Here is an 18,653-nt window from a genome sequence, read left to right on the forward strand (position 1 = left end):
GTCATTCTCCAATTTTCAGTTCGGCGACGAAGTCATAGGCATCGGCGCGATAGTGCGAACGGGTATATTCGACGATCCGGTCGTCCTCGAGATGCGAGACACGCTCGATCAAAAGTGCTGGCGCACCCCTGTGCACACCAAGCAGGCGTGCCGTGCCGGGGTCGAGTGTAACCGCCGTCAGGCGCTGCAAGGCGCGCACCGGCTTGTGGCCACGCCTTGCCAATGCGCCATAAAGCGAGGTTTCTTCGACGCGATCCTGATCCAGATAATGGCGCGGGACCACAGCCCGCTCGAAGGCCATCGGCACACCATCGGCAAGGCGCAGACGATCCAGCCGCACCACCGTCGTATCAACGCCGATTCCCAGCCGGAAAGCCTCGTCGGGCGACGGCCTGTCAACCTTGTTGGTGACAACGCGTGCGCCCGGCTCCTTGCCACGCGACAGCATATCCTCGGAAAACGAAGTCAGGCGCCAGAGATGCTGGCTGATGCGGGCCGGGCGTTCGGCAACGAAGGTGCCGCTGCCGCGCCGCGCCTCGACCGCGCCCTGAGTCAGCAGTTCCTTATAAGCATTGCGAACAGTGATGCGGCCGACGCCAAGCTGCTCCGCCAGATCGCGCTCCGGCGGCAGTCCGACAGCGGGCGCAAGTTGCCCCTCCTCGATCAGTTCACCGAGAATACGCGCAAGGTTCCGGTAAAGCGGCCCCGTAAGCTGCGGATCGTGCAAACCGCGCTCCTCAATAGCCGTGATCAATGTGGTTCTATTCATACTTCATATAATAGAACCTATATAGAACCAATGGCAAGTGACAATCTCATGAAAAAAGCCCGGTCATGACCGGGCTTTTTGTTTAATGCGATTGCGGAGCGGGATGCGCCTCGGCCGGTGGCTCATCTACGCCATGCTCGGGCTCCTTGATCCGGAACCAGGCGACATAAAGTGCCGGCAGGAAGAGAAGCGTGATTGCCGTGCCCGCTATGATGCCGCCCATCATGGCATAGGCCATTGGTCCCCAAAACACTTCACGCGCAATCGGGATCAGTGCCAGACTTGCTGCCGCCGCCGTCAGCGCGATGGGTCGCATTCGGTGCTGACTGGCCTGCGTCACCGCATCCCACGGGTGCATGCCCTCGGTGATATGCTCTTCGACCTGCACGATCAGAATGACCGAGTTTCGGATAAGAATACCGACCAGTGCCAGCACACCAAGGATGGCCACGAAGCCGAGCGGTTTGCCGCTCGGTAACAAGGCAGCCACCACACCGATCAGTCCAAGCGGCGCCACGGCGACAACAAGGAACAAGCGCTGGAAGCTTTGAAGCTGGATCATCAGGATTGTCGCCATGACGAACAGCATCAGAGGCACCACGGCAGCAATCGGCCCCTGGCTCTTACCGCTCTCCTCCACCGTGCCAGCAATCTGGATCTGATAACCGGACGGCAACTTGTCGGCGAAAGTCTTGATGGCAGGTGCCAGATCCTTGACGATCGTATCCGGCATCGTCTTGTCGATAATGCCTGCAGCAACCGTGATCGTAGGAATACGCGAACGGCGATAGACAACCGGCTGTTCCAGCTCATATCGGAAATTGGCAATCGCGGCCAATGGCACCGACGTCCCGTTACCGGTTGCGATCTGAAGACTTTGCAGCGTATCGATCGAATCGCGTTCGTGTTTCTGTGCCCGCACAATAACGTCGATCAGATAGATCGAATCCCGCACCTGAGTGATGGTGATACCGCCGACAACGCCGTTCAGGGTCGTTGCAATATCCTTCGAGGAAATGCCGAGCTTTCTCGCCTTGTCCTGCATGACGTCGACGCGGATAACCCGACCCGGCTCGTTCCAGTTGTAGCTCACCACTCCAAGCCGCTTGTCGGAACTGAGGATGCCGGCAAAGTCCTGTGCGACACCGCGCAGTTTTTGGACATCCGGACCCGAGATGCGATATTGCACCGGACGGCCAACTGGCGGTCCAAGCTCCAGATACTTCACATAGACATCCGTCCCGACATAATCCTTGCGCAGAACCTCGTTGAATTTCTGCTTGAGCCTGTCACGCGCTTCGAGGTCCTTCGCGACAACGACCATCTGCCCGAAATAGGGATTTGCTGGCTGCACGTCGAAGGAGAGAATGAAACGGATAGCACCTTCCCCGACATACGTGCTCCAGTGATCCACATCGGGATTGTCCTTGAGCATCGTGGCTTCAAACTTCTCCATCTGGGCCTTGGTGTCGGTGATGGAACTGTTCTGAGGCAAGGTCCAGTCGAGCACCAGTTCCGGACGGTCGGATTCCGGGAAGAACTGCCGTTCGATAAAGCCCATGCCGAAAACCGAAACGAGGAAAAGTGCAATGGTCGTAATGATCGTGATCCACTTGTGCCGCATGGACGCAAGCAGGACCTGCGAAAATATCTGGAAAAGACGGCTGTGCTTTTCCTCATGCGCCTTCATTTTCTTCGGCAGGAAAGTGACACCCAGCAAAGGCGCAAACAGAACTGCCACGATCCAGGAAACAAGCAGCGAAACCGCAATCACTACGAACAATGTGAACGTGTACTCACCCGCCTGACTGTTGTTCAGTCCGATGGGGATGAACCCGGCAATCGTAACCAGCGTGCCTGTCAGCATCGGGAAAGCCGTATGCGAATAGACATAGGTCGCAGCCTTGTTGATGGGATCGCCGTGCTCAAGCCGGGCCACCATCATTTCCACCGCAATCATCGCGTCATCGACCAGGAGGCCTAGCGCGATGATGAGCGCACCGAGCGACACGCGTTGCAGGGAAATATCCATCAAAGACATCGCCAGGAAGGTGATTGCCAACACCAGCGGGATCGAAAGCGAAACGACAAAACCCGCTCGCACCCCAAGACTGACGAAGCTCACCGCCAGAACGATGATAACCGCTTCAAACAGAGCTTCGGTAAAGCCCGAAACAGCGTCCTTGACGACTTCCGGCTGATCGGCAACCTTGAAGACCTTGACACCGACCGGGAGTTCCGCCGTCACCTGGCTCATCATTTTGTCGAGTGCCGCGCCAAATTCGAGCAGGTTGCCGTTCGGCTTCATGCCAATGCCGAGGCCGATCGCATCGTGCCCGTTCACCCGGAAAATGGATGCGGGCGGGTCGACATAGCCGCGCGTAATCGTCGCGACGTCGGAAAGACGGAAGAAGCGATCATTAACGCGCAGGTTTACCGCACGCAGATCCGCTTCCGAATTGAACTGTCCGCTGACGCGCACGCTGATGCGCTCCGGCCCGGCTTCCACTACACCGGACGGCGTAATGGCATTCTGGTCCTGCAAGGCCTGCAGGATTGCCTGCTGATCCAGTCCAAGCGCTGCAATCTGGCGCGTCGAGAACTCCAGATAGATCGCTTCGTCCTGCGCGCCGATCAGCTCGACCTTGCCCGCATTGGGCAATGTCAGAATTTTCGTCCGCGTGCTTTCGGCATAGTCCCGCAACTGTCGCATGGAAAGACCATCCGACGTGAATGCATAGACGTTTCCGTAAACGTCACCGAACTGGTCATTAAAATACGGTCCGAGAACGCCCTGAGGCAGCGTATTCTGAATATCGTTCAGAAAATGACGCACTTCGGTCCATGACTTTTTGACCTGCTCGGCCCGCGTCGTGTCTTTCAGAAAGACGAACACGACCGACTTGCCCGCCGTGGTTATGCTGCGCGTATAATCGAGCGTATCCAGTTCTTCGAGCTTCTTTTCCAGCCGGTCCGTGACCTGATTGAGCGTTTCGTCGACGGAGGCGCCGGGCCAGTTGGCCTGTACAACCATCGTCTTGACGGTGAAGTCCGGATCCTCCTCACGACCAAGGTCAAGATAGGAAATCAGGCCCGCCACCAGAAAGACGAGCATGAAATACCAGACCAGAGACCGATGATTCAGAGCCCAGTCAGACAGATTAAATCCCTTCTTCACAGGCCCGTTCCTTTCTCGTCCAGGCGGACTTTCTGTCCTTCTTTCAACTCATGCACACCGGCAATCGCAACATAGCTTCCGACATCCACGCCACCGGCAACGAAACTGTTGCCGCGCCGTTCAGTCACCTGCACGTCATGAAGAGAGACCGTCTGTTTATGCGGATCGATAACCCAGATGCTTGTCTTGCCGTTTTCGTCGAGCAAAGCCTGTATCGGCATCGTCACAAGATTCTGTTCAGGCCCGGCTTTGGCTGCCCGGATCGTCGCGCCAAGGCGAAAGCCTTCCGGAGGGTTGTCGAGAGCAATACGCACACGGCGTGTGCGTGTCTGCGCATCAGCCTGCGGCGCCACCTCGCGTACTGTTCCCTGCCCTGTCACTTTCGGATCGGCCTGGAGCTGTACATTGAATGGCGTGCCCTGCTCAAAATATTGCGTCATGCTGTCAGGAATATCGAGCACCGCTTCGCGAATATCGGGACGCGCAACCGTCATAACCGTCTGGCCAGCGGCAACCACCTGCCCGACTTCGGCATTCGTTGCAGAAATGACGCCATCATAATCCGGACGCAGCACAGCGTAACTGCGCTGATCCTGCGCCTTTTTCAGCCCTGCCCTGGCTTTTTCCAACCCGGCCTCTGCGCTGTCACGCGCCTGTCTGGCGGCATCATAATCGGCTTGCGAAACGTTGTTGCCCTTAAGCAGGATGCTCTGGCGTTCTTCGCTCGCCGCAGCGTTGGCATATTGTGCTTCGGCGCTCGCCAGATCAGCCCTCGCAGACTGAACGGCAAGATCGAGGTTGGATGGATCAACCATCGCAACCATCTCGTCCTTTTTCACAATATCCCCCACCTGAACAGGCCGATTGATAATTCGCCCAAGCACACGGAATGCAAGATCAGTGGAATAGCGTGGCTCAATCGTGCCTGCAAAACCCGTCTGCGTTACGGGCTTGGGCTCGACCACCATATAAAGAACCGGACGGACAGGGTCCGTCTCAGCCGTGTTCTCTTCACCTTTTCCGCAAGCGGCAAGCGCAAGCATGGCAGCGATAACAGCAATACTGCTCATGGTGCGGATGTTAGGAAACTGGATTGTCGCCTTCATTGCGCAACTTGTCCTTCCTGTTCCTGCACGACTTCGGTCGGTTCGCCGGAACGCAGCATTTGTGCGCCCTTCGTGACGATCAGCTCGCCTTCCTGCAGCCCGCCTTCCACGAGTAGCCGCCCCTTTTCGTATGAAAGCACCTTGATCGGAACCAGCGTTGCCACCTTGGAATCCTTCGAGAGCCTCCAGACGGCTGTACGCCCGGCATCCGAAGTCATTGCGCTCCATGGCAAAACGACCACCTTCACCGTGTCCATATGAACCGTGCCGGTCACTGTGGCCCCGAGTGCCATCTGAGGCGGGGTTTGCGCTATGCCGACCTTTAACCGTACGGTTCCAGTCTGCGCATCGACCACCGGCGAAATCTCACGAACCTTGCCTTCGGCACTTATCGACGCATCGGACAGCAGCGCAATCGTTACGTCCATTCCGATTTTGGCATGATTGACCAGTGTTTCCTGCACATCGAATACCGCGTCGCGTGGACCATCCTCGGCAATCGAGAACGCTGTCTGCGCAGCCTGCACGACCTGCCCGGCCTCGACATTGCGCGCCGTAATCACGCCTGAAACGGGTGCCTGCAATTCAGTGTAGGAGAGCTGATCGCGTGCATCGTTGAGCTGGCTTTCAGCGCTGGCAAGAGCGCTTTGCGTCGTTTGCAGGTTCTGGTTTGCCTGATCGTAGGTGCTGCGAGTGGTGAACCCTTGTGCCAGCAATGCCTTCTGTCGCGCAAAATTGGCCTGGGCCTGCACCAGCTGCGCCTGCGCGGCATCTTTCGACGCCAGTGCAACGCGCAGATTGGCCTGTTGCTCAACATTATCGATGCTGGCGAGAGGCTGCCCCTTTTCCACGTGCTGGCCGATCTCGACCAGACGCTGCACAACCTGACCGTTCAGACGAAACGAGACATTGACAAGCGACCGTGCCGCAATGGCGCCGGATAAGGTCAGTTTCGGTTGATAATCGCTGGCGACTGCCTTTACCGCTGCCACCGGCACGATGTCGAGCGAGTCGGCATGCGCCTGCAACATTGCGCCCGGCGCAAGCAGCCCCAGGCAAAAGAGCAGTATACGGGGTGCTTTGAAATGGGGAGCAAGCTGGCACATAACGCGCCTCCACCCATTCTGCACGCTGTAAATGAATGGTTTTGCTGCCATTTACACGATTCTCACTGGTTTGGTTCTGTTGAGAATGCAACTAAAGCTTTGCAGAGAAAAGCGGCGTTGTAAAAGATGATGAATCATAGTTATCGCTATTAAAGTCTTTTCGAAAACACTTACTCAGGAGCAATCGGTAGGCATTGCCTTCGATCAGAGAATTTATAAGTAGAAATATATAGTTGTGTTGAATTTCAAGAATATAGGCGGCGGCTAACTCGTTGCCTCCTCGACAAGCCTTTTACCGGCAACATTCAATTCGTAACGTGTGCGTTGCGTGCGCGGATCGCGCTGTTTGATCCGCACATAACCGTGGTCCTGCCCGAGCACTGAAATTTCCCGAAGCACAAGTGCATGAGCGATCCCCAGCGAACGCGCAAAAGTTCGGCTATCCGACGCGATATCCAGCGCCAGCGCGGCGATGATCCCGGCACCAAGCCCGGTCAAATTGCTGGACGCCGTCATCAAAGCGTCGACGAACGCCATATATTCCGCTTCGCCCTCATCCATCATGCAGCTGCCGATTTAAGGGGGCGGAACGAAACGATCACCGATTTCGATGTGGGCGTGTAGCTTTCATCACCAGAACTGGCGAGCGGCACCAGCACGTTCATTTCCGGATAGTAGCCCGCAATACAACCGCGCGGGATATCATAGGGCACGAAGCGGAAATCGCGCGCGATACGCTCCACGCCGTCATCGAATTCGCCAACAATATCAGCCCGGTCACCGGCCTCGACACCGATATCCGCCATGTCAGCTTCATTCATGAAGACGACCTGTCGTTCGCCATAGACACCGCGATAGCGGTCATCCATGCCATAAATGGTGGTGTTGTACTGGTCGTGGCTGCGGAAGGTCTGCAGCACATAACGCCCCGGCGTACCGCGTGCCTGCTGATGCTCGACAGCTTCCGGAAGGGCGCCGGTCCAGAATGTGGCCTTGCCCTTTGTCGTATTCCATTCCAGCTCACGGGCAGAATTGCGCAAATGGAAGCCACGCGGAACCCGTACACGAGCGTTGAAATCGTAGAAGTCCGGCAACACACGGGCGATATGGTTGCGGATAAGATCATAGTCGTCGGCAAGCTCCAGCCAGTTGACTGGCTGCGGCCCTAGCGTCGCCTGCGCCATACCCGCAATGATCGCCACTTCCGAACGAAGATGTGATGAAGCAGGCGCATTAATGCCGCCCGAACCGTGCACCATGCTCATGGAATCTTCGACTGTTACGATCTGGGCCACACCTCTGGAATTGAGGTCGATCTCGGTGCGGCCAAGGCAAGGCAGGATGAAAGATTCCTGCCCCGGCACCAGATGCGAATGGTTGAGCTTGGTTGCGACATGAACCGTCAGGCGCTGGCCGGAAAGCGCTTTTGAAATCAACGGACTATCCGGAGTGGCCCGGGCGAAATTGCCGCCGAGACCGATAAATGCCTGAGCCGACCCGTCGAGCATGGCACCGATGGCACCCAGAACGTTGTGCCCCGGCTCACGCGGAACATTGAAGCCAAATTCCTTTTCCAGCGCATCAAGAAATGCGACTGGAGGCCGTTCGTTGATGCCGACGGTACGATCACCCTGCACATTGGAATGACCGCGCACCGGACAGAGACCCGCACCGGGCCTGCCAATATTGCCGCGCAGCAGCATGAAATTGGTGATTTCGCGGATCGTGATCACCGAATGACGATGCTGGGTGATGCCCATCGCCCAGGTGCAGATGACCCGATCCGATTCCATATAGATCTTTGCGGCGCGCTCCAGCGACTGCCGGAGAAGTCCCGACTGGTCCTCGATTTCTTCCCACGACGTGCTGTCCACCGCAGTGCGATAGGCTTCCAGTTCCGCTGTATGTGTGCTGAGAAATTCCCGGTCGAGGATTGATGGCTTGCCTGCGGCGAGTGCGGCATCATCCGCTGCGAAAACCGCCTTGGCCATACCGCGGAAAGCGGCAAGATCACCGCCAAGACGCGGCTGGAAATAATCGCTCGCTATGGCTTCGCTGCCGCCATGCAGCATTTCAAGCTTGTTCTGCGGATCAGCGAACCGCTCCAGCCCGCGTTCGCGGATCGGATTGAAAACGACAATGCGCGCACCGCGCTCGGCAGCACGACGCAAATCACCCAGCATGCGGGGATGGTTGGTGCCCGGATTCTGACCGACCACGAAAATGGCATCAGCCATTTCGAAATCTTCCAGCAGGACGGTCCCCTTGCCGACGCCAACCGACTGTTTCAGCGCAACGCCGCTAGCCTCGTGGCACATGTTGGAGCAGTCGGGGAAATTATTGGTCCCATAAGCGCGTACGAACAACTGATACAGAAACGCAGCCTCGTTCGAGGCACGGCCCGACGTATAGAACTCAACCCGGTTTGGGCTGTCGAAACTCTTGAGAATGTCGCCGATAGTCCTGAACGCCTCATCCCATTCGATGGCTTCATACTGATCGGTCGAAGCATTGTACCGCATCGGATGGGTCAGGCGCCCGGTATTTTCCAGATCGTAATCCGTCCAGTTGCGCAGCTGCGAAACCGTATGCTCCCGAAAAAAGGCAGGCGTCGTGCGCCGGTCGGTCGCCTCCCAGGCGACAGCCTTCACACCGTTTTCGCAAAATTCAAAAGATGAGCCATGTTCCGGATCACCCCAGGCACAACCGGGGCAATCGAAACCGTCCGGCTGGTTCGCCTTGAGAAGCGTGCGCGCGCCGGAAAGAGGAGCGCCACTTGCAAGCAATTGCTTGCCGCAGCTCTTCAATGCACCCCATCCACCCGCTGCAGCGGATCGCTTGCCGATGAAACCGGTCTTGGTGGCCTTGCTCATCCGTTACCCTCTAACCCAGTTGCGGGACCGCCTTCTTCGAGTGGCAAAGATGCCTTGGGCGGGTGCCAATATCATAAGTGGAATTACACGGTCCTTCAATTAACCGCGAGGCAATTGTTATTCGATACTTGTTCGTACTTGATTTCGGCCGCGCGATCCGTCATGCGATTGGTCAAGAAAAATTACCACAAGGGGTGGGATAGATGCCCAACATCGTTGAAATCGCCGATCTGAAGCGGCTTGCCCAGCGCCGCGTCCCCAAGATGTTCTTTGATTACGCGGATTCTGGCGCATGGACCGAGTCGACCTATCGCTCAAATGAAGACGACTTCAAGAAGATCAAGCTGCGCCAGCGTATTCTCGTCGACATGACGAACCGTTCGCTGGAAACGACGATGATCGGCGAGAAAGTGTCCATGCCGGTGGCTCTCGCACCGACCGGCCTGACGGGCATGCAGCACGCGGACGGTGAAATGCTGGCAGCACAGGCTGCCGAAGCCTTTGGCGTTCCCTTCACCCTTTCGACCATGAGCATCTGTTCCATCGAAGACGTCGCTTCGGTGACAAAGAAGCCGTTCTGGTTCCAGCTATACGTGATGAAGGACCGCGATTTCGTGAAGAACCTGATCGGTCGCGCCAAGGCGGCTGGCTGCTCGGCATTGGTGCTGACACTCGATCTCCAGATTCTCGGCCAGCGCCACAAGGATATCCGCAACGGCCTTTCCGCCCCGCCGAAATTCACCCCGAAGCATATCTGGCAGATGGCAACCCGTCCCGGCTGGTGCCTCGGCATGATGGGCACGCAGCGCCGCACGTTCCGCAACATTGCCGGTCACGCCAAGAATGTTACCGACCTTTCTTCGCTCTCCTCATGGACGGCTGAACAGTTCGATCCGCAGCTCAACTGGAACGACGTTGCCTGGATCAAGGAACAATGGGGCGGCAAGCTGATCCTTAAAGGCATTCTCGATGTGGAAGATGCCAAGATGGCAGCCAAATCAGGTGCCGACGCGATCATCGTGTCGAACCATGGCGGACGTCAGCTGGATGGCGCACCGTCCTCGATATCCATGCTGCAGCCGATCGTTGATGCCGTTGGCGACAAGATCGAAGTGCATGTCGATGGCGGCATCCGCTCCGGCCAGGATGTGCTCAAGGCCCGCGCACTTGGCGCTCAGGGCGTGTATATCGGTCGCCCGTTCCTCTATGGCCTCGGCGCCATGGGCAAGGACGGCGTAACGCTGGCACTCGACATCATCCGCAAGGAACTGGATGTCACGATGGCGCTCTGCGGCAAGCGGGATATCAACGATATCGACAATTCGATCATCCATTCGATAAACTTCTGATAACGACAGGAGCCGGCCTCGCGTCGGCTCCTATACTTTAGAAATTGCTTGCATAACATCGCGTCACACGCGAGTACCGGCGACTGATGCACCGCAAGGTTACTTAAAAATAACCAAGTGTTAAACATATCTCTTTACCATATCCGGCAGTACGGCTTGTGAGCCGTTTTTCTGTTCGGATTTGGAGTGGGAACCGATGAAGTGCACTTCCGCCATTGCCATCGTGGCTATCAGTCTGATGGCGGGATCAGGAGCGGCGTTTGCCGCCGACATAATTGCAGACCCTGTTATTGAACCCATGCCGGAACCGGTTAATTCGTCCGGCTGGTATATTCGTGGCGATCTCGGTTACAATTTCAAATCCAGCACGGATGGCGACTGGAGCTTCTGGAACCAGTTCGATCCGCCCTATCGCGGCATTGACGACACGCTACGCTACGATGATTTCGACCTCAAAGCAGGCGCAACTTACGGCGTGGGTGTCGGTTACCGCTTCACCGATATGTTCCGCGCCGATGCCACACTCGACTTCTTCCGTGCAGGCATCAACGGTCGCACCGCCTGTCCGAGCTATGTGAAATCTGCCAAGGGCTTCAATCCGGTCGAGGACAACTGCAACTACGAGGATTCCTCGACAGCCAATATCTGGACGGCCATGGCAAACGCCTATGTCGACCTGCCGCGTGTAGGACCTCTGACGCCTTATCTCGGCGCGGGTCTTGGCGCCGCCTATGTGCAATATGACGACTGGAAAACCCACGAAGTCTGCGCAGGCTGCACCTATTCCAGCGAAAAGGACGGCCTCGACAGCTGGCGCTTCGCAATGGCTCTCATGGCCGGTGTCAGCTACGATCTCACCGAGCAGCTAAAACTTGATGTCGGTTACCGCTATATGCGCATCAATGGTGGCAAAGCCTACGGTTTTGACGCAGCCGATCGCAGCACCAACCCTTACGGCAATGCCGAAGGACCGGGCGCCACCGGAACGCAGGCCAAGGACAATGGCTTCAACATGCACACGATCCGCGCCGGTCTTCGCTACGAATTCCGTTAAAGAAAGTGATCTTTCGGATAGAAAGCCCGGTCAGTGCCGGGCTTTTTTTCATTTCAGCCGCGTGAAGTCGGTGCTTTTGACAGAAGCACCGTGCGGATTGCGAAACTGGAATGGATGCGCGCGACACCGGGCAATCGCGACAGGATTTCCTTGTGAATGATCTCATAAGCCGCAGCGTTTTCGGCTTCGACGCGCAAAATGTAATCCGCATCGCCTGTCATGAGATAACATTCCTGAACTTCAGGGTGCCGCCGCACCGCTTCCTCGAAACGATTCAGAAACTCCTCTGTCTGCCGGTCAAGCGTAATGCGTACGATAGCGACGAGCCGCTCATCGCCGTCGGATGAACCGACGATGGCCGTATAACCACGGATAACGCCGCTTTCTTCCAATATCTGCACCCGCCGCAGACAGGCGGACTGCGAAAGCCCTACTTCGCTGGCGAGATGGCTGTTGGTCATGCGCCCATCACGGCGCAGGCAACGGATGATATTGCGGTCGATACTGTCGAGCGTTGGCATGAATAATCTTCAACCCTGGAGCTAAAATATGCGCAAGATGTGCGAAAATTCGCATAATATGCGACAAATAGCAAAAACATTCGAATAGTCTTCGACTAATATGCGAGCAAGCTTTGGGAGTGAGGAGTCACAAGGTTTCTCAACCGAGGCTTATATGCTTTGGGCGGCAGACGATCCATATCGACAATGACCTTCCAGGCGTTCTCGTAGCGTAGTGAGCAGTTTGGAAAGAACCGTGCAAATGGTTGAGATGTCGATGCAATTTTCACAGGATGAGCGCGATCTTGCCGCCGGTGGCGTATTGACCATCGACCTGTCGGCGCTGCGTCACAATTATTCGGCCATTGCCCGTCATATCGCCCCCACCCGCGCTGCTGCCGTTGTGAAGGCAGATGCCTACGGGCTCGGCGCCAGTCGTGTTGCGCCAGCTTTTTACGATGCCGGTTGCCGTGACTTCTTCGTCGCCCATCTCGGCGAAGCGATAGCGCTGAAGCCGTTTCTCCAGCCCGACGCGACGCTCTACGTTTTGAACGGTCTTCAACCGGGAACCGAAGAAGCCTGCGCCCGCGAAGGCATTCTGCCAGTTCTCAACTCGCTGGAACAGATTGAAAACTGGGCGGCACTCGCCACCAGACAGGGCAAGAAGCTGCCCGCCCTGCTCCAGCTCGATACCGGCATGTCGCGTCTCGGCCTGTCGCCGAAGGAATTTGAACGCTTTCTTGAGAACGCCACGCTTCTGGATGCCATCGACATCAAGTTTGTCATCAGCCACCTGGCCAGCGGTGACGAACCGGAAAATGCGGCAAATGCCCGTCAGCTTGCCAATATGACCGCGCTGCTTGCGCGCCTGCCAAAACTGCCGGTTGCTTTTGCCAATTCCGGCGGCAGCTTCCTCGACAAGACCTATCATTTCGACCTCGCCCGCCCCGGTGTCGCGCTTTATGGCGTTGGACCGAAAAGCGAGATCATTCCTGTCCTCACCCTTTCGGCACGCGTCATTCAGGTGCGCGAGATCGACAAGGGGGCGGCGGTTGGCTATGGCGGCGCCTATATCGCCGAAGGGCCGATGCGGGTTGCAACGATTGCTGTCGGATATGCCGATGGCTGGTTCCGTTCTCTCAGCAACAAGGGTGCGGCCTTCTTTGGCGATACGCGACTGCCGATCATCGGCCGTGTGTCGATGGACTCAATCACGCTCGACGTCAGCGCATTGCCGGAAGGCACGCTGAAACTCGGCAGTCTTGTGGAGCTGATCGGCCCGCACCAGCGCCTCGAAGACGTGGCGCGCGATTGCGACACTATTCCCTATGAAATTCTGACTGCGCTCGGCAACCGTTATGCACGTGTCTACGTGGAGAGCGGCGCGAGCGACATAAAAGTATAAGACAAGAGGCGAACATGCAGATCACCATTCTCGGCAGCGGCGTCATTGGCGTTACGACCGCCTACTACCTCGCCAAGCTCGGTCACGAGGTAACCGTTGTCGACCGCGAAGAAGGCCCCGCACTGGAAACGAGCTTTGCCAATGCCGGTCAGGTTTCGCCGGGCTATGCCTCGCCATGGGCCGCGCCCGGCATTCCGTTCAAGGCCGCGAAATGGCTGTTCCAGAAGCACGCGCCACTAGTTTTGCGTCCGACTTGCGATCCGGTTCAGTATAGCTGGCTCCTGCAGATGCTCGCGAACTGCACCGACAGCCGTTACAAGGTCAACAAGACCCGCATGGTGCGCGTAGCCGAATATGCGCGCGATTGCCTTGTCGATCTGCGCAAGGAAACCGGCATCGAATACGACCAGCGCATGCAGGGCACGCTCCAGCTTTTCCGCGAGCAGTATCAGCTCGACGGTATCGGCAAGGATATTGAGGTACTGCGTCAGGATGGCGTGCCGTTCGAAGTCCTCGACCGCGAAGGCTGCGCCAAGGTGGAGCCGGCACTTGCCCGCGTGAAGGACAAGTTCGTCGGCGGCCTGCGTCTTCCGCATGACGAAACCGGCGACTGCTTCAAGTTCACCAATGCGCTGGCAAAGATTGCCGAAGGACTCGGTGTAAAATTCCGCTTCGGCGTCAACATCAAGTCGTTACTGATGTCCGGCGGCAAGGTTTCCGGCGTCGAGACCTCCGAGGGTGTCCTGACCGCCGACCGTTATGTCGTCGCTCTTGGCAGCTATACGCCTGCGCTCGTCAAATCGCTTGGCCTTAACGCCCCGATCTATCCGGTGAAGGGCTATTCCATCACGGCACCGATTGTCGACGAGGATCGCGCTCCGGTTTCGACGGTGCTCGACGAGAGCTACAAGATTGCGATCACCCGTCTTGGCGACCGCATCCGCGTTGGCGGTATGGCGGAAGTCTCGGGCTTCACCACGGACCTGCCTGCCGCGCGGCGCGCAACGCTCGATCTGTCGGTAACGGACCTGTTCCCCGGCGGCGATCTGAAAGCGGCAACCTTCTGGTCCGGCCTGCGCCCGATGACACCGGATTCCACGCCGATCATCGGTGCAACGCGCTACGACAACGTGTTCATCAATGCCGGTCACGGAACGCTCGGCTGGACGATGTCGTGCGGTTCCGGCAAATTGCTCGCCGACCTTATTTCCGGCAACAAGCCGGATATCCGGGCCGACGATCTCGGTATTTCCCGCTACGAATAGACTATTTGCACGAAATTGAATCGCCTTCCTCAAGGCGATTCAAAAACTCGGCGGCGTGCAGGCGCTGACGATTTCGCATGGCACCGGTCCGACGCAACGGAACCGGTGCGGCAGCTTGCTGGAAAAGTAATAGGCGTCACCCGGCCCCAGAATGCGGCGTTCACTGCCGACCGTCACTTCGATGCGGCCAGAAATGACGATGCCGCCTTCCTCGCCCTCGTGCATCAAAAGCACTTTTCCCGTATCGGAACCCGGCTCATAACGCTCCTTCAGCATCTGTAAAGAGCGCGAAAACAGATGGTCTCCCACCTGCCGATAGGAAATTGGGCCCTTGCCGATTTCCACCAGTTCCTCGGCCTGATAGAATACCTTGTGCGGCGCATCCGGTTCGAGCGCGAAAAACTCGGCCATGCCGATGGGAATACCGTCGAGAATGCGCTTCAATGCACCGACGGACGGATTGGACTGATTGGCCTCGATGAGGGAGATGGTGGAGTTGGTCACACCTGCCCTTTTGGCCAGCTCACGCTGCGACAGATTCTGCCGCATGCGCACATAACGAAGCCTCCCGCCGATATCGATGCTCATCGAACTCTTCCCCATGTTTATGATGTTCGATATAGCACAAACTTGATAATTATCCCACATAAAAACAATAGCTTAATATCTTGAAGAAAAGGACTTGTTGCACCTCGCAAAGCGTGGCCTGCTGCTTACAAATAGGAGGTAATTATGCTCACCAAAACCAACACGCCAAGCCTTGAGAACTTCTGGATGCCGTTCACCGCGAACCGGCAGTTCAAGGCAGCGCCTCGCCTGCTCGCAAGTGCTTCGGGCATGTATTACACCGACACCGATGGCAATCAGGTTCTGGATGGCACGGCTGGTCTCTGGTGCTGCAATGCCGGTCATGGCCGCAAGCGCATCACCGAAGCTGTCGAGCGCCAGATTTCGACCATGGATTTCGCACCGACCTTCCAGATGGGCCATAATGTGGCTTTCGACTTTGCTGAAAAGCTCGCGGCCATCGCGCCGGGCGGACCGGATGCAAAACTTGACCGCGTATTCTTCACCAATTCCGGTTCGGAATCGGTCGATACCGCACTGAAGATCGCCATCGCCTATCAGCGCGCCATCGGCCAGGGCACCCGCACCATGGTTCTGGGTCGCGAAAAGGGCTATCACGGCGTTGGTTTCGGCGGCATTTCCGTCGGCGGCCTTGTCAATAACCGCCGCGTCTTCCCACAGATTCCTGCCGACCATCTGCGTCATACGCTCGATATCGAGAAGAACGCCTTCTCCAAGGGCCTGCCTGCAAACGGCATCGAACTTGCCGACGATCTGGAACGTCTCGTCCAGCTGCATGGCGCTGAAAAGATCGCTGCGGTTATCGTTGAACCGATGTCCGGTTCGGCTGGCGTCATCCTGCCACCGAAGGGCTATCTGGAACGCCTCCGCGCTACGGCAGACAAGCATGGCATCCTCCTGATCTTCGACGAAGTCATCACCGGTTTCGGCCGCCTCGGCACGCCGTTTGCCGTTGATTATTTCGGCGTCGTGCCCGACCTCGTGACAACCGCCAAGGGCCTGACCAATGGCGCCATCCCGATGGGCGCAGTCTTCGCTGCCCGCAAGGTCTATGATGGCCTCATGACCGGCCCCGAAAACGCCATCGAGTTGTTCCATGGCTACACCTATTCCGGCCATCCGGTTGCCGCTGCTGCCGGCCTTGCAACACTGGAAGTCTATGCCGAGGAAGGCTTGCTGACGCGCGGTGCGGAACTTGCCAATCATTGGCAGGAGGCACTCCATTCGCTCAAGGGCGTTTCGAACGTCATCGACATTCGCAACCTCGGTCTGGTTGGCGCCATCGAACTCTCGTCGCGCAAGGATGCACCGGGCGCCCGCGCCTACGATGTTTTCGTGGATTGCTTCAAGAAGGGCCTGCTCATCCGCGTAACCGGCGATGTGATCGCGCTTTCGCCACCGCTGATCGTGGAAAAGGAACAGATCGACACGATCGTGTCCGTCATCGGTGACGCCATCAAACGCGCAGCCTGACCTTCACCCAAGTCATGCTGCCTTTTAGAGCGCATCCCGAAAAGTGTGCAACGGTTTTCGGACAAGATGCGCTCTATTTTTAAACTACGCATCGATTTTTAGACCGATGCGCTCGCCGCCGCTGTTCCCCTGCGGCGGCTTTTTTTTGATAACAGCAATTCATTCGCCGCTATCGGGAAATATCAAACCGCGATACTATTCAGAACGTATATTGTCTTGTTTCGGGAACCTTTTGGCCTCGCATACATCCAATGAAACTCCACAGGAGTTTGACCCATGCGTGCAAAAACAGCGTTACCCGCCACCTCTCCAACATTTCAGGATGATCTTGTCCTCGCCCAGTGCGCAAAAATGCACGATCTGGAAGCGCTGCGCAAAGTCATGCAGACCAACAATCAGCGGCTCTATCGTCTGGCCCGCGGCATCGTGCGCAACGACAGCGAAGCGGAAGATGTGGTTCAGGAGACCTATTTTCTGGCTTTCAGGAGTCTTGATCGCTTTCGCGGCCAATCCAGCCTGACCACGTGGCTATCCCGTATTGCAATTCACGAAGCCCTCGGTCGTCTGCGCAAAACCCGGAAGGTCGAGAAGCTTCTTGAGACCACACCCGACACAAACAATATCATCCCGTTTCCATCCGACATGAGCGTGAATGACCCCGAACGCAGTTTTGCGCAGCGCCAGATATTGCAGCTGGTCGAACAGGCAACGGATAATCTGCCGGAAATTTTTCGCCTCGTATTCGTCGCACGGGTCATTGAAGGCTTGAGCGTGGATGAAACAGCCGAATTGTTGAATCTGCGCCCGCAAACCGTAAAGACACGTCTTCACCGCGCCCGATATCTGTTGCGAAAACAGCTGGACGAGAAAATCGGCCCTGTATTACTGGATGCCTTTCCCTTCGCAGGCAAACGCTGCGAGCGGATTATAACCGCCGTTTTGGCGCGGCTGGACGAACTGACATAATGTCAGGAACCTTTTGAACTCTCCTGCATCCAATAGCTGTCACTAGAGCATTTCCAGCAAAAGTGCGAAGCGGTTTTGCGTAGGATAATGCGACGAAACAACTATCTGGAGCCCGTAAAAAGGCGCCGGACAAGGGAGAGTTCCATGTCTATTCGTTCAGTTGTATCCGTTGCTACAATTTGCATTTGCGGCAGTCTGTCTTTGGCAATTGCCCATGACGGAAAATTACACGATCCGGCGATAGCCCATATCGCCTACACGGCAGGCGCCATCGATGTCGCGGCTGCCAAACAGGCCCTCGAAAAATCCAAAAACAAAACGGTGCTTGAGTTCGCACAGACCATGCTGCGTGATCATGAAGCGGTCAATCAGCAGGCGCTCGCTCTGGTCAAGAAACTGAACGTCACACCGGAGGATAACGACACAAGCAAAGCCTTGTCCAAAGCGGCAGCAGAAGAACTGACCAGGTTGAGCAAGCTCGATGGCGCAGCTTTCGACAAATCCTATGTCGACAACGAGGTTGCCTATCATAAGGAAGTGAACAAGGCGCTGAAAACCGCACTTATCCCGTCCGCCAGCAACACTGAACTGAAGAGCCTGCTCAAAACCGGTCTCAAATTGTTCCAGAGCCATGAGCAACATGCCGAACACATCGCCATGTCTTTGAAATAGGACCGGTCCGATGAGATATGTTCAAGCTGTCACCATACTTGCCGGGCTGCTGATTATCAGTGTCCCGGCAGAGGCGAAAACGATTGAGATTACGGTCGAGAAACTTGCTTTTTCGCCGCAGAACATTGAGGCAAATGTGGGCGATGTGATCGAATGGAACAACAAGGACCCCATGCAGCACACCGCAACCGTAAAGGGAGGATGGGATATTCTCCTGCCACCCGGGAAGGTTACGAGACAGGTTCTGAAATCGCCAGAAGCGGTCAAATTTTACTGCCGTTTTCACCCCGATATGATCGGAAAGCTAACAGTCAAACCATGACGAAAAGCGCGCCGATGCGTTTGCCGG

16 protein-coding genes are annotated in these 18,653 nt (G+C 56.7%); 8 read left to right on the forward strand and 8 right to left on the reverse strand.

The window, feature by feature from the left end:
* Window position 1 precedes the first annotated feature (1 nt).
* From AC1RHM_RS04550 to AC1RHM_RS04575, 6 genes are all read right to left on the reverse strand, one after another.
* Complete coding sequence (locus AC1RHM_RS04550) at window positions 2–769, reverse strand: GntR family transcriptional regulator (protein ID WP_010659523.1); 768 nt, start codon at window positions 767–769, stop codon at window positions 2–4.
* An 82-nt stretch (window positions 770–851) separates the two neighbouring features.
* A complete protein-coding gene (locus tag AC1RHM_RS04555; RefSeq protein WP_010659522.1) occupies window positions 852–3,947 on the reverse strand; it encodes an efflux RND transporter permease subunit in 3,096 nt (1,031 codons plus the stop codon).
* On the reverse strand, window positions 3,944–5,017 hold the full coding sequence (locus AC1RHM_RS04560; RefSeq protein WP_373366441.1) for an efflux RND transporter periplasmic adaptor subunit: 1,074 nt from the start codon (window positions 5,015–5,017) through the stop codon (window positions 3,944–3,946). Before AC1RHM_RS04560 ends, AC1RHM_RS04555 begins: the two co-directional genes overlap by 4 nt.
* A gap of 32 nt (window positions 5,018–5,049) precedes the next feature.
* Window positions 5,050–6,084: an efflux RND transporter periplasmic adaptor subunit gene (locus tag AC1RHM_RS04565; RefSeq protein WP_376749533.1), complete on the reverse strand. Its 1,035-nt coding sequence runs from the start codon at window positions 6,082–6,084 to the stop codon at window positions 5,050–5,052.
* Between the two features lie 339 nt (window positions 6,085–6,423).
* Window positions 6,424–6,723: a hypothetical protein gene (locus tag AC1RHM_RS04570; protein ID WP_010659519.1), complete on the reverse strand. Its 300-nt coding sequence runs from the start codon at window positions 6,721–6,723 to the stop codon at window positions 6,424–6,426.
* Window positions 6,720–9,032, reverse strand: coding sequence for an FdhF/YdeP family oxidoreductase (locus tag AC1RHM_RS04575; protein ID WP_010659518.1), 2,313 nt, complete (start codon window positions 9,030–9,032; stop codon window positions 6,720–6,722). The genes AC1RHM_RS04570 and AC1RHM_RS04575 overlap by 4 nt, the downstream gene beginning before the upstream one ends.
* Before the next feature lie 203 nt (window positions 9,033–9,235).
* Here AC1RHM_RS04575 and AC1RHM_RS04580 point away from each other — a divergent pair, with 203 nt between their 5' ends.
* Together AC1RHM_RS04580 and AC1RHM_RS04585 are read left to right on the forward strand one after the other, a co-directional pair.
* Window positions 9,236–10,381 (forward strand): alpha-hydroxy acid oxidase, encoded by a 1,146-nt coding sequence (locus AC1RHM_RS04580; protein WP_010659517.1) that lies wholly within the window; start codon window positions 9,236–9,238, stop codon window positions 10,379–10,381.
* A 196-nt stretch (window positions 10,382–10,577) separates the two neighbouring features.
* Window positions 10,578–11,435, forward strand: coding sequence for an outer membrane protein (locus tag AC1RHM_RS04585; RefSeq protein ID WP_492332483.1), 858 nt, complete (start codon window positions 10,578–10,580; stop codon window positions 11,433–11,435).
* 53 nt (window positions 11,436–11,488) lie between these two features.
* On the opposite strand, the gene AC1RHM_RS04590 is transcribed toward AC1RHM_RS04585, so the two are convergent.
* Window positions 11,489–11,956 (reverse strand): Lrp/AsnC family transcriptional regulator, encoded by a 468-nt coding sequence (locus tag AC1RHM_RS04590; RefSeq protein ID WP_010659515.1) that lies wholly within the window; start codon window positions 11,954–11,956, stop codon window positions 11,489–11,491.
* A gap of 241 nt (window positions 11,957–12,197) precedes the next feature.
* Between AC1RHM_RS04590 and alr the strand changes: the two genes are divergently transcribed.
* Complete coding sequence (gene alr / locus AC1RHM_RS04595; protein WP_010659514.1) at window positions 12,198–13,340, forward strand: alanine racemase; 1,143 nt, start codon at window positions 12,198–12,200, stop codon at window positions 13,338–13,340.
* A gap of 14 nt (window positions 13,341–13,354) precedes the next feature.
* The gene (locus AC1RHM_RS04600) at window positions 13,355–14,605 is read left to right on the forward strand and encodes a D-amino acid dehydrogenase (RefSeq protein ID WP_010659513.1); all 1,251 of its coding nucleotides are present in this window, start codon (window positions 13,355–13,357) and stop codon (window positions 14,603–14,605) included.
* Window positions 14,606–14,644: 39 nt separating this feature from the next.
* On the opposite strand, the gene AC1RHM_RS04605 is transcribed toward AC1RHM_RS04600, so the two are convergent.
* Window positions 14,645–15,193, reverse strand: a complete 549-nt coding sequence (locus tag AC1RHM_RS04605) for a cupin domain-containing protein (protein WP_010659512.1) — start codon at window positions 15,191–15,193, stop codon at window positions 14,645–14,647.
* 144 nt (window positions 15,194–15,337) lie between these two features.
* On the opposite strand from AC1RHM_RS04605, the gene aptA reads away from it, so the two are divergent.
* The 4 genes from aptA to AC1RHM_RS04625 all read left to right on the forward strand — a co-directional run bounded on the left by aptA (window position 15,338) and on the right by AC1RHM_RS04625 (window position 18,626).
* The gene (gene aptA / locus AC1RHM_RS04610) at window positions 15,338–16,666 is read left to right on the forward strand and encodes an omega-aminotransferase AptA (protein WP_010659511.1); all 1,329 of its coding nucleotides are present in this window, start codon (window positions 15,338–15,340) and stop codon (window positions 16,664–16,666) included.
* Between the two features lie 276 nt (window positions 16,667–16,942).
* Window positions 16,943–17,632, forward strand: a complete 690-nt coding sequence (locus AC1RHM_RS04615; protein WP_010659510.1) for an RNA polymerase sigma factor — start codon at window positions 16,943–16,945, stop codon at window positions 17,630–17,632.
* A 144-nt stretch (window positions 17,633–17,776) separates the two neighbouring features.
* On the forward strand, window positions 17,777–18,304 hold the full coding sequence (locus AC1RHM_RS04620) for a DUF4142 domain-containing protein (protein WP_010659509.1): 528 nt from the start codon (window positions 17,777–17,779) through the stop codon (window positions 18,302–18,304).
* Window positions 18,305–18,314: 10 nt separating this feature from the next.
* Window positions 18,315–18,626, forward strand: a complete 312-nt coding sequence (locus AC1RHM_RS04625; RefSeq protein WP_010659508.1) for a cupredoxin domain-containing protein — start codon at window positions 18,315–18,317, stop codon at window positions 18,624–18,626.
* The last annotated feature ends 27 nt before the right edge of the window (window positions 18,627–18,653 follow it).

The organism is Brucella sp. GW823-FHT04E01 (assembly GCF_058796175.1).